The 11960-nt window shown below is 70.4% G+C and carries 10 protein-coding genes; 4 read left to right on the top strand and 6 right to left on the bottom strand.

The window, feature by feature from the left end:
- On the bottom strand, positions 1-584 hold a 584-nt coding region (locus tag YU1_RS0122370), incomplete at its 3' end, for a carbonic anhydrase (RefSeq protein ID WP_029005980.1).
- A gap of 171 nt (positions 585-755) precedes the next feature.
- Between YU1_RS0122370 and YU1_RS30745 the strand changes: the two genes are divergently transcribed.
- Positions 756-1646, top strand: a complete 891-nt coding sequence (locus tag YU1_RS30745) for a hypothetical protein (RefSeq protein ID WP_035716374.1) — start codon at positions 756-758, stop codon at positions 1644-1646.
- A gap of 40 nt (positions 1647-1686) precedes the next feature.
- Here YU1_RS30745 and YU1_RS0122380 read toward each other — a convergent pair whose 3' ends face one another.
- The 3 genes from YU1_RS0122380 to YU1_RS32190 all read right to left on the bottom strand — a co-directional run bounded on the left by YU1_RS0122380 (position 1687) and on the right by YU1_RS32190 (position 5900).
- On the bottom strand, positions 1687-2577 hold the full coding sequence (locus tag YU1_RS0122380; protein WP_156922372.1) for a dienelactone hydrolase family protein: 891 nt from the start codon (positions 2575-2577) through the stop codon (positions 1687-1689).
- 205 nt (positions 2578-2782) lie between these two features.
- Entirely contained in the window at positions 2783-5344 is a 2562-nt protein-coding gene (locus tag YU1_RS0122385) for an HWE histidine kinase domain-containing protein (protein ID WP_245263417.1), read from the bottom strand.
- Positions 5304-5900 (bottom strand): biliverdin-producing heme oxygenase, encoded by a 597-nt coding sequence (locus tag YU1_RS32190; RefSeq protein WP_051357199.1) that lies wholly within the window; start codon positions 5898-5900, stop codon positions 5304-5306. Before YU1_RS32190 ends, YU1_RS0122385 begins: the two co-directional genes overlap by 41 nt.
- A gap of 146 nt (positions 5901-6046) precedes the next feature.
- On the opposite strand from YU1_RS32190, the gene YU1_RS0122395 reads away from it, so the two are divergent.
- Positions 6047-7744, top strand: a complete 1698-nt coding sequence (locus YU1_RS0122395) for an NAD+ synthase (protein ID WP_029005983.1) — start codon at positions 6047-6049, stop codon at positions 7742-7744.
- Positions 7745-7798: 54 nt separating this feature from the next.
- On the opposite strand, the gene YU1_RS0122400 is transcribed toward YU1_RS0122395, so the two are convergent.
- Complete coding sequence (locus tag YU1_RS0122400; RefSeq protein WP_029005984.1) at positions 7799-8740, bottom strand: LysR family transcriptional regulator; 942 nt, start codon at positions 8738-8740, stop codon at positions 7799-7801.
- Between the two features lie 133 nt (positions 8741-8873).
- On the bottom strand, positions 8874-10604 hold the full coding sequence (locus tag YU1_RS0122405; protein WP_029005985.1) for a tetratricopeptide repeat protein: 1731 nt from the start codon (positions 10602-10604) through the stop codon (positions 8874-8876).
- A 154-nt stretch (positions 10605-10758) separates the two neighbouring features.
- Here YU1_RS0122405 and YU1_RS0122410 point away from each other — a divergent pair, with 154 nt between their 5' ends.
- Together YU1_RS0122410 and YU1_RS0122415 are read left to right on the top strand one after the other, a co-directional pair.
- Positions 10759-11625: a 4-(cytidine 5'-diphospho)-2-C-methyl-D-erythritol kinase gene (locus YU1_RS0122410; protein ID WP_029005986.1), complete on the top strand. Its 867-nt coding sequence runs from the start codon at positions 10759-10761 to the stop codon at positions 11623-11625.
- Positions 11626-11635: 10 nt separating this feature from the next.
- Positions 11636-11956: a YnfA family protein gene (locus YU1_RS0122415; protein WP_029005987.1), complete on the top strand. Its 321-nt coding sequence runs from the start codon at positions 11636-11638 to the stop codon at positions 11954-11956.
- Positions 11957-11960 lie beyond the last annotated feature (4 nt).

Consider the following 11960-nt stretch of genomic DNA (forward strand, 5'->3'; position numbering starts at 1 on the left):
TCCTTCGGCTTCTTGGCGATCGCCGCCTCGATGCCCGGCTTCAGGGCATTCACCAGCCCCGGCAGATGGCCGGGCAGGGAGATGTTCTCCTGCACCACCTTGATGGTGGCGCCGATCGCGCCGCAATTGGAATGGCCGAGCACCATGATCAGCGGCACGCCCAGGAACTGGACGCCGTATTCCAGGCTGGCCAGCCCGTCCTCGTTGACGAAATTGCCCGCCACCCGGCAGACGAACAGCTCGCCCGGCCCCTGGTCAAAGACCAGCTCCGGGGCGACGCGGGAATCCGCGCAGCTGACGATGGCGGCGAAGGGATACTGCGCCTTGGCGCGGCCGGCGCGGCCGGCGGAGAAATCATGCTGCCGCGGCTTGTTGGCGGCATCGCGCCCGTTGCCGGCGGTCAGCCGCTTCAACGCCTCATCGGGGCTGATGGCGTTGGGGCGGGCGGGAGNCTCGGCGAAGGCCTGGCCCGGCAGGGCGAGGCCGCCCAGCAGGCCGGCCGTGGCAAGGCCCGCNGCTGCNAGGCCCGAGCCCAGCAGGCGGCGGCGCGAGAGGCCAGTTTTCGGCGTGCACAGCTCACACATGGAGGTTCTCCCCGTTCGTCGGTTCGCCTGGAAAAGGCCCACCTCACGTCCGCGACCAAATCTGCGGGACACGCCTGTATGGCCAGGATCAAGACGTTCCGAAACGCCTGTTTCGAATTTGGTCAAAATTTGTCAGAGTCGCGCCGTTCCAGTATAGCCGGCGCAGATTACATGACCGACCCGAATACCGAACTCAATTCTTTTCTGGAGACCGCCGAACGCCTGCGGTCCCGGCCGGAGTTTCAGGATGCCTTGCGCAAATATGCAGTCGGCATGGTACGGCTTTATCGCGCCAGTCCTATCCTCAACAAGCTGGTCAACGAGCAGGGCCGGTTTCTGATCTCCAGCCTGGCGCTTCAACTTCACCTTCACCGTGATCCGGCCGATCCGTTCGACGGCCTCACCCTCAGCCGGCTGCGGGAGGTCTGCTCGGCCCATGGGGTCGCCAGTCCCGGCCGGGTCATGGCGTTTCTCGCGCTGATGCGGATGGCGGGGTTCGTCGAGCCGAGCGCCGCGGCGGGGGACCGGCGGACCAAGGTGCTGGTTCCCACCGCCCGGATGATGGACCATGTGCGCCTGTTCACGGTCATTCACCTGAAGGCCATCGACACACTGTTCCCCGGTACGGACACCGTGTCGCATCTGGACCGCGACCCCGGCTTCCTCGACGCCTTCCACCGCGCGGCGGGGGGCTATTTCCTGCGCGGCGTCCGCCTGCCGGACGGCTTCCCGGAGATCGCCGTCTTCACCGAGGCGGACGCCGGCTACATGGTCCTGCTGACCCTCTTCCTGCAATTGCCGACGCAGGACCGCCGGGCGGTGCCGAGCATGGTCGACCTGCCGCTGGCGGCGGCGGCGAAGCGCTTCGGCGTCTCGCGCAGCCACATGGCCAACCTGTTCCGGGCGGCGCAGGCGAAGGGCTTCCTCGATGCGCAGGGCAGCGGCGGGCGCGGGCTGCATATCCAGCCGGCGCTGATCTCATTGGTGGAGCGCTGGTTCGCCGCCAACATGGCGCTGATGGCACAGTCGGCGGCGGAGGCCGCCCTGCCCACCGCCGCCTGAGGACGGCGGGGCCCGCCCCCGCTCGGGGGCGGGCGGGGCGTCAGACGCCGTACTGCTTGAACCAGGCGAGCATGCGCTTCCAGCCGTCCTCCGCCGCCTCCTTGCGGTAGCTCGGCCGGTAGTCCGCATGGAAGGCGTGCGGGGTGTCGGGATAGAGCACGATCTCCACCGTCTTGCCCGCCGCCTTGGCGGCGTCGCGCTGCTTCTCCACGTCGGCCACCGGGATGCCGGTGTCGGCCGCGCCATAGAGGCCGAGCACCGGCGCCTTGAGGTCGCCCACCAGATCGGCGGCGGTCTTGGGCTGGATGTCGGTGCGCTGGCCACCCAGCGGGCCGTACCAGGCGACCGCCGCCTTCACCTTGGGATTGTGCGCCGCATAGAGCCAGGTGGCCCGCCCGCCGCGGCAGAAGCCGGTGACGGCGAGGCGGCTCTCGTCGCCCTTGGAGCTCTTCACCGCCCAGGCCACCGCTGCGTCCAGGTCGGACAGCAGCTCGGCGTCGGGCTTCTTGGAGATGACCTGGCTGACGATCTGCTGCACGTCGGTCATCTTGGTCAGGTCGCCCTGGCGGGCGTAGAGCTCGGGTGCCACCGCGCAATAGCCCTGCTTGGCGAGGCGGCGGCAGATGTCCTTGATGTATTCGTGGACGCCGAAGATCTCCTCGATGACCACCACCAGCGGGAACGGCCCGTTGCCCTCCGGCATGGCGCGGTAGCCGGGCATGTTGCCGTCGGCGGTGGGGATCTGCACGTCCCCGGCGACGAGGCCGGCGGGGTCGGTGTGGATCGCCTGGGCCATCACCGTGGTGGTGGCGAGGGTGAAGCCGGTGATCAGCGACGTCATCACGAAACCCCGGCGCGAGAAGGGTTCACGCACCAGCCCGTCGAGCCCTTCCAGGGCGGGAGCGGGCGGCGTGGCGAGGGGAGAAGTCATGGAAAACCTCCAGCGGGCGGAAGGCGAAGGGAGCGCCCTGTCCGGCGTCGGGAGGAGCACCCGGCCCCTCATGGACCGACGCGCCCGAACCCCGGCGGAAGAGCGCGCGAGAGTGACACGCTCCCCCGCCGCGGGCGAGGGGCGGGGCCGCCGGTTCACCCCACATTCCCGTGAGGCAGTCGGCGAAGTCGGCAAGGACGCCGCCTCATGCCGTCGCGTCCTGCCGGCTGAGGGCACGCGCTTCCAGGATCGCCAGCGCCAGGACCTCCGCGTCATAGGGCTTGCGGGCCATGGGCACGTCGGCGAGCTCGGCGGGAATCATGGTCAGGTCCGCATAGCCGGAGGCGAACACGAAGGGGATGCCCCGCCGGCGCAGGTCGCGCGCCACCGGCACCGACGTGCCGCCGCCGAGGTTGACGTCGAGCACCGCCACATCGGGCTGAAAGTGCGCCAGCCGGCGCAGGCCGTCGGCGGCCGAGCCCGAGGTCTCCACCACCGCCGCCCCCTGGGCCAGCAGCATGGTCTCCACCTCCATGGCGATGAGCAACTGGTCCTCCACCAGCAGGACGCGCAGCCCCTCCAGCAGGACCATGCCGCCCGGCCCGGCCGGATCGGCTTCGACGGCCCGCTCCACCGGCGCGCCGGAGAGCCAGGACACATGCCGGCCGGGCACGAGGAAGCGCGCGTTCAGCCCGCTCAGCAGATAGCTCACGGTGCTTTCGCCGTTGAGGTCATAGGGCACGCTCCGGTCGACCATGACCGATCCGAAGCCGCGCCGCTCCGGCGGCAGCACCGGCGGCCCGCCGCTCTCCACCCACAGGATCTCGCAGCCGCCGGCCGCCGCCGTCCACCGCACTTCCAGCCTCCCCTCCCCGGCCGAGAGCGCGCCATATTTGGCGGCATTGGTCGCGAGTTCGTGGAATACCAGCGCCATCACCGAGAAGGCCCGCGCATCCAGCAGCACCGGCGGCCCGTCGAGAACCACCGTCGAGGCCTCGCGATACGGCGACAGCTCCGCCGCCAGCAGGTCGCCCATGCTGCCGCCGCCGTCGCCCCGCACCACCTGGTCATGGGCATGGGCCAGCGCCCTGATGCGCCCGGCCAGGGTGTGGACATAGGCGTCGATGCCGGTCCCCGGCGCCACCGGATGGGAGACCAGCGACTTGATGAGGGCGAGGATGTTCTTGACGCGGTGGTTGAGTTCCTCGTTCAGCAGCCGCTGCCGCACCTCCGCCTTCGCCCGCTCGTCCGCCAGCAGCTCATTGTGCCGCAGCACGATCTCCACCAGGGCCGTGCGGGCGGCTTCCGCGATCTCGCGGTCGGCGACCGTCCAGGGCTGGGCCTGAAGCTCCACGGTCTCTTTCCAGATGGCGAAGCTCTTGCGCGGGGTCAGGCGGTCGCCGTGGATGCCGGTCTGGTACTGCTTGTCCGGATTGCCGGCCCATTCCAGCGTCTGCACCACCTCCTTGCGGAAGAAGAACAGATAGTCCCGCTGGCGCTGCGACAGCGAGACGGCCAGGACGCCGGAGGCTTCCGCGCCGTAGCCCGCCGCCGCCGGCAGGGCCTGGCTGAGGGCGTGCGTCGCCCACACCCGGCCATCGCTGACCGTGCTGATGAAACGCGCCAGCGCCGGCACCGCCGCCGCTGGCGGGGTGGCGCCGTGCCCGGTCCAGGCGCCTTCGATCCACAGCCCGATGCCGTCGCACGGCATCAAGGCGCTGAACTCCTGCAACGTGCCGCGCAGCAGTCCGGCGAGGTCGGCATAGCGCGTGGCGTGGCGCAGCAGGCGGTCGAGCGTGGCGCGCGCACGGGTCGCGATCTCCAGCTTGGCCCTCTGGTTCACCGCCTCCAGGTGCAGGGAAAAGAACTCGCCGAAGATCTCCGCGCCGATGCGCTCGGCCATGGACAGGACGCGCGGCGCATAATGGTGGCAGGCGATCAGCCCCCACAATTGCCCGCCCACGATGATGGACAGCGACATGGAGGCGCTGACGCCCATGTTGCGCAGATATTCGCAATGGATGGGCGAGACGCTGCGCAGATGGGCGAACGACAGGTCCAGCGGCTCGCCCGAGGCATCGAGCGCGGGCTGGATCGGCGTGAAGCGGCCGGAAGTGTCCGAGACGGTGCGGATGATGTTCTTGAGGTAAAGCTCGCGCGCCTGCCTCGGAATGTCGGAGGCCGGAAAATACTGCCCGAGGAAGCTCTCCAGGTCCGGCGTCTTGGCTTCGCTCACCACCTTGCCGGAGCCGTCATGCTCGAAGCGGTAGATCATCACCCGGTGATAGCCGAGCAGCGCCTGCACCAGCCGCGAGGCGCGGCGGAGCAGCGCGCTCTCGTCCTGGAGGCGGCTGACCTGGCTGATCAGCGCCCGGCCCAGTTCCACCGGCGACACCGGCTTGCCGGACGGCGCCGGCTCGAACTCGATGATCGCCGAGCCCTTGTAGCTGTGGACCGCCACGTCGAAGCGCCGCTCGCCCACCTCGACGCCCAGCAGCAGCGCCGGCCGCGCGGGGTCGGAGACCGTGGTCAAAGCGTTGCGGATGTCATGGGCGAGCCGCGCGCCGACCAGCCCGTCCAGCCGGGCGCCGTTGATCTGGGCCGACCCGAGCCGCAGCAGGTCGGGGGTATTGGCGGAATGGCGCCGGACGACGGCGGCGTCCGGGGTGCAGGCGATCAGACAGCCATGGGGCTGGATACTGCCTGGAATATGGATGGGCTCGCGATCACAGTTCGTCAGGTCCACGGTTTGAGTATTCGGCATCATCCTGTCTCGCGAGGGCCCGCTCCGCTGCGCCGAAGACGGCATTGGCCGCGACCACGGCCTCGTCCATGTTCAGGTCGTCGGCCGCATCGAGCACGCCGACGAACTGCTTCCAAGTCTCGGGCGAGGAGATTTGTTCCGCGAGATGGCGCGCGCCGTGCGCTGCGCCAAGGCCGAGCTGGCCGGCCTGCTTGTGCAGCAGGCGCGCGCCCAGCGTCGATCCCTCCAGCACGTAGAACACGCCGAACAGGGCGGACGGGCTGAGCGAGAGGCTCGCGGTCTCCTCCCAGACGGGCACATGGTCGCCGAGATCGGCGCGGTCCTGCACCACCAGTTCCGCCAGGGGAATCGGCCGCACCGGGGACAAGGCGGGCGGGATGGCCACGGCCGCGAGCTGCCGTTCGAGCGGGGTGCGGAACGCCTGGAGGCCGCGCAGGTAGCGCGTGTAGGCCGGCAGGGAATTCAGCGGGCCCACCGCCGCTTCCAGGGCGAGATGCTGCTCCATGGTGCCCGCGCGCAGCACAAAGCGATGCGACTGATGACCCGAATGAAAGCCCATGACCGCAATGTCCCTTCCGACCAATGCGGCCGATCATAGGAAGCGCATTCTGTAAGGTAAACCGGGCGCGCGGGGGCATTCACCGGAGCATTGCCCCCGGCGGGCCGCGCCGTTACACCTCACGGGGTCACCAGATGCCGAGTGCCATGACCTCCTCCTCCGCTCCCCAGACCAGCCCCGCGACGCCCGTCGATACGCTGCGGATCGCCGTCGCGCAGTTGAACCCCACCGTCGGCGACGTGGCGGGCAATGCGGACAAGGTCCGCGCCGCGCGCGACGAGGCCGCCGGGCAAGGCGCGGACCTGGTGGTGTTCTCCGAACTGTTCCTCTCCGGCTATCCGCCGGAGGACTTGGTGCTGAAGCCCGCCTTCCAGGCCGCCTGCCGGGCGGCGCTGGAGGCACTGGCGGCCGAGAGCGCCGCCGGCCCGGCGCTACTGGTGGGCGCGCCCTGGGTGGAGGACGGGCACCTGCACAACGGCGTCTTCCTGCTGGAGGGCGGGCGCATCGCCGCGCGCCGCTTCAAGGTGGACCTGCCCAATTACGGCGTGTTCGACGAGAAGCGCGTGTTCCTGCCCGGCCCGCTGCCCGGCCCCATCCCATTCAAGGGCGTGCGCCTCGGCGTGCCGGTGTGCGAGGACATCTGGGGGCCGGACGTGGTGGAATGCCTCGCCGAGACCGGCGCGGAACTGCTGATCGTCCCCAACGGCTCGCCCTATCGCCGCTCGGTCTATGACGAGCGCATGAACATCGGCGTCGCGCGCGTGGTGGAGAGCGGCCTGCCGCTGCTCTATGTCAACCAGGTGGGCGGGCAGGACGAGTTGGTGTTCGACGGCGCCTCCTTCGCGCTCAATGCCGACCGCAGCCTCGCCATGCAGTTCCCCGGCTTCGCCGAGCGGGTGCGCACCACGGAATGGGTGCGGTTCGAGAATGGCTGGAAATGCCTGGAGGCGCCCTTCGCCGACCGCCTGGAGGGCGACCGGGCGGACTATGCGGCCTGCGTGCTGGGCCTCAAGGACTATGTGAACAAGAACCGCTTCCCCGGCGTGGTGCTCGGCCTGTCCGGCGGCATCGACAGCGCGCTGTGCGCGGCCATGGCGGTGGATGCGCTGGGGGCGGATCGCGTCCACTGCATCATGCTGCCCTATCGCTACACCTCGCCGGACAGCATCGCGGACGCCGCCGACGTGGCCGAGCGGCTGGGCGTGCGCTACGACACCTTGCCCATCGGCCCCGCCGTGGAGGCGCTGGAGGGCGTGCTGGCGCCGCTGTTCGCCGGCCGCAACCGCGACGTGACGGAGGAGAATCTCCAGTCCCGCGTGCGCGGCACGCTGCTCATGTCGGTGTCCAACAAGTTCGGCGCCATGGTGGTGACCACCGGCAACAAGTCGGAGATGTCCACCGGCTACGCCACGCTCTATGGCGACATGAACGGCGGCTACAATCCCATCAAGGACCTCTACAAGACCGAGGTGTTCCGCCTCTCGCGGCTGCGCAACGGCTGGAAGCCGACGGGCGCGCTCGGCCCCGACGGGATCGCCATTCCCGACCGGCTGATCGACAAGCCGCCTACCGCCGAATTGCGCGAGAACCAGACCGACCAGGATTCGCTGCCGCCCTATGAGATGCTCGACGCCATCCTGGCGCGGCTGGTGGAGGCGGAGACCTCCGTCGCCCAACTGGTGGACGAGGGCTTCGACGCGGCCACGGTGAAGCGGGTGGAGCGCATGCTCAACCTGGCCGAATACAAGCGCCGGCAGGCGGCCCCCGGCGTGAAGGTGACGACGCGCAACTTCGGCCGCGACCGGCGCTATCCCATCACCAACGGCTTCCGCGACCAGGGCTGAGACCAGGGCTAACGCCTGGGCTGAGACCTGGGCTGACCTGTCCGGCCGGCGGAATCAGGCGACCGAGACCGCCGCCTCGTCCGGCCAGGCCGCGCGGGCAGGATCGGTGGCCTTGCCCTCGATCACCGCCCGCCGCTTCACCAGCTCGCGGCCCACGTGGTCCATGAAGCTGCGCACCCGCGCGGTCTGCTTGATGTCGGGATGGGTGAGCAGCCAGAGGCTCGCCTCCATCTCCGCCTGCGGCCCGGCGAGGCGCGTGAGGCCCGGCGTGGCGGCGCCGATGAAGCAGGGCAGCACCGCCAGCCCGATGCCCGCGGCCGCGGCCTCGGCGAGGCCGAGCATGGTGTTGACCCGGTAGACGATGCGCTCCTCGCCCACCCGCTCGCGCAGCCACTTGGCCGCGCGGATGCCGGCGATGGGCTCGGCGAAGCCGACCCAGGCGTGGCGGCGCATGTCGACGAGGTCGAACGGGCGGCCGCCCAGCGCGTCCAGCCGGCCGTAGACGCCCCAGGCGATGGAGGCGATGCGGCGACCGACCAGCGTGTCGCCCGGCCGCTCGCTGGCGCGGATCGCCACGTCGGCGTCGCGCTTGGAGAGGCTGAGCGACTGGTTGGACACCATCACCTCCAGGCGGATCTCCGGGCAGGCCTCGCGGAAGCGCGCGAACACCGGCGTCAGCAGGTGCAGCAGCAGGGTGTCGTTGGTGGTGACGCGCAATTCGCCGGAGGGGCGCAGGTCCTGGCCGGTGATCCGCCGCTCCATGGCGGCGATGTCCTCGCCCATGCGCTCGGCGAGCCGCACCACCTCCTCGCCGGTGGCGGTGGGCACGTAGCCGCTGCGCGCGCGCTCGAACAGGCGCGCCCCGAGCGCGTGCTCCAGCGTGCCGAGGCGCCGGAAGACGGTGGAATGGTTGACCGCCAGCGCCTCTGCGGCGCCGGCGAGGGATCGCGTTTCGGCGATGGCCTTGACCAGCCGGAGATCGTCCCAGGCAATCATCTCATCGGGCCGCCTTGCAACCGAGGGTGGCTGATGACAATGGTATCGCGCTAAGTCACCAAATCCAGCCCGAACCCTTCCGATACGGAAGAAATACGGGCCTGGATGAGGGCCGAGCCGCGAGCGCGGGCGCTCAGCCCTTCTGCTCCTCGGCCTTCTTCACCGGCGCCGGATCGTCTTCGAGCCCGCTCTGGAGCTTCTTCTCGATCTTCGGCAGGTCTTCCGGCTCGGGCTTCATGTCGCGGGCATGGGCCCACTGGAAGGTCGCCTCCAGCTTGCGCCCCACCTTCCAATAGGCATCGCCCAGGTGGTCGTTGATCACCGGGTCCTGCGGCTTCAGCTCGACCGCGCGCTCCAGCTCGGTGACCGCGTCGTCATAGCGGCCGAGGCGGTAATAGGCCCAGCCGAGGCTGTCGACGATGTAGCCGTCGTCGGGCCGCAGCGACACGGCCTTGCGGATCATGTCCATGGCCGGATCGAGGTTCTTGCCCTGGTCGACCCAGGAATAGCCCAGGTAGTTCAGCACGTGCGGCTGGTCGGGATAGAGCTTGAGCGCCATCTTCAGGTCGGCCTCGGCGGCCGGCCAGTCCTTGTTCCGCTCGTTGCAGATGCCGCGGAAATAGAACAGCGTCCAATTGCTGCGGCCGGGCTCCTTGATCTGCGAGATCACCTTGCCGTAGGTCGCGGCGCACTCGCCATAGAGCTTGTGGGTCCGGTAGAGGCCCGCCAGCGCCACCAGCGCGTCGGTATCCTTGGGGTCGGCGGTGACCAGCGCGGTGAGATGCTTGCGCGCCTCGTCGAACTTGCCGACCGTGTCGAGGTTGATGGCCATCTGCACTTCGGCATTGCGCTTCAGCGGCGAGCTGGACGGCACCTTCTCGTAGACGGTGATGGCCTTCTCCGGCTGCTTCATCTGCTCGTAGAGGTCGGCCAGCGTCAGGCCGGCGAGCGGATGGTCCGGCTCCAGCCACAAAGAGAGCTGGAGATAGACCAGCGCGAGGTCTTCCCCGCCCTGCCGACCCAGCGCCGCGCCCAGCCCGTAGAGCACCTCGGCGGCGCCTTCCTGCGGCGTGCGGATGAGCGGCGGCAGGGTCTTGCCGGCCTCCAGCTCGGCCACGGCGGCGGTCACCAGCGGATGGCGCGGCAGCAGCTTGTCGAAGCCGGCATAGGTGGCGAGCGCGGCGTCCTTGTCCATGTTGCGCGACTGCCAGCGGGCATAGGCGTCCACCGCCCGCAGCGTGGCCGGGTCCATCTTGGCGGCCTTCTCCAGCCGCTTGCCCGCGTCCTTCTTGACGCCGGCGGCGTCCAGGATCAGGCCCGCGTTCAGGTCCTTGAACGCCGCGTACCAGTCCGGCCCCTGCAGCCGGTCGATCATCTCGACACCGGACTTCGGATTGCCCGAGCCGAGCATGGTCCAGGCCGCCAGCAGCGTGGCGGTGAGGTCGCCGATGGGGCCGCGCACCGAGAGCGACAGGTTGGTCCGGGCGGTCTGGTACTGGCTGCGCTTGATGGCCCGCGTGGCGAGCGCGAGGCGCGCGATGCGGTGCGAGCGGTCCACCTTCACCAGCCGCTCGGCCAGCGGCATGGCCTCTTCCACCTCGCCGGCCACCAGCATGGCGAAGAAGGCCCGCTCCACCAGCTCGTCGTTGCGCGGGTCGGCCTTCATCAGGGCGCGCAGATAGGTCACCGCCGCGTCGGTATCACGCTCCGACCCCGCAAGCCGCGCCGACAGGAAGCTGCCGGCCACGGAAGGGTCGTTGATCAGGGGGCTGTCCTCTCGGGCGAAGGCGGGTGCCGTCGTGGCCAGAGCTGCACAGAAAGAGAAGGCAATGGCCAGAGGCGATGAGAAGCAGAGAATCTTCACCGTGAGGGAATCCTGGAAAGGAGCGCACCAGTCAGCCAAACCGCGCGCGATGGCGGGAGGATGGCCGCTTTCCCCCCGCCCCGCAAGCAAGGCCACGCCGAAGGCCCCGCCGGCCCGCTTGCCGCCCGCCGTCCGCCGGGCCATAAGCGAAGCCATGCAAAGGCTTGTGGCGCGCGCACCGGCAAAGGTCAATCTGACATTGCGCATCCTCCGGCGCCGTCCGGACGGGTTTCACGATCTCGCGAGTGTGGTGGCGTTCGCCGGCGCGGCGGACCTCGTCGCGCTTGATCCCGCGCGCCCGCTGGGCCTCTCCGTCGCCGGCCCCACCGCCGCCGCGGCCGGGCCGGAGGCGGACAATCTCATCCTCAAGGCGGCCAGCGCCCTCCTGCGCCATGTGCCCGATGCGCGCACCGGACATTTCACGCTGACCAAGCGCCTGCCTGTGGCGGCGGGCATCGGCGGCGGCTCGTCCGACGCCGCCGCCGCCCTGCGGCTCCTGGCGCAGCTCAACGGCCTGCGCCTCGACGATCCCCGCCTCCAGGCGGCGGCGCGCGAGGTCGGCGCCGACGTGCCGGTGTGCCTTGCCCCGCAGGCACGGCTGATGGAAGGCATCGGCGAGCGCCTGTCCGCGCCGCTCGGCCTGCCGCCGCTCGCCGCCGTGCTGGTGAACTGCCGCGTGCCCGTGCCGACGGCGGACGTGTTCCGCGCCCTCGGCCTCGGGGCCGGGGACGAGCTGCCCGGCCCGCCCCACGGCGCCCCGCCCGCCGGGCCCGCGGCGCTGCTGCGCCATCTGGCCGAGCAGGGCAACGATCTGGAAGCGCCCGCCGAGCGGGTGGCGCCGGAGATTTCCGAGGTGAAGGCGCTGCTGTGCGCGGAACCCGGCGTGCGGCTGGTGCGCATGTCCGGCTCGGGCGCCACCGTGTTCGCGCTCACCGACGACTGCCGCGCCGCCGCCGCCGTGGCCCGCCGGGTGGCGGCAGCCCGGCCGGGCTGGTGGGTGCGCCCCACCGTGCTGCGGTGAGGCGCGCGGCATGACGCTCCCGGTCTTCCTGTTCGCCGCTCTAGCCGAGATCGCCGGCTGCTTCGCCTTCTGGCATGTGGTGCGCCTGTCCGGCAGCCCGCTCTGGCTCGCGCCGGGCCTCGCCAGCCTGATCGCCTTCGCCCTTGCGCTGACGCAGGTGGAGGCGGCCGCCGCCGGGCGCGTGTTCGCCGCCTATGGCGGCATCTACATCCTCGCCTCGCTGGGCTGGATGTGGGCGATGGAAGGCGTGCGCCCGGACCGCTGGGACGCGGCCGGCGCCGCGCTGTGCCTCGCCGGCGCCTGCGTCATCCTGCTGGCGCCGCGCGGCTGACGTC

The organism is Azorhizobium doebereinerae UFLA1-100 (assembly GCF_000473085.1).
GTDB lineage: Bacteria > Pseudomonadota > Alphaproteobacteria > Rhizobiales > Xanthobacteraceae > Azorhizobium > Azorhizobium doebereinerae.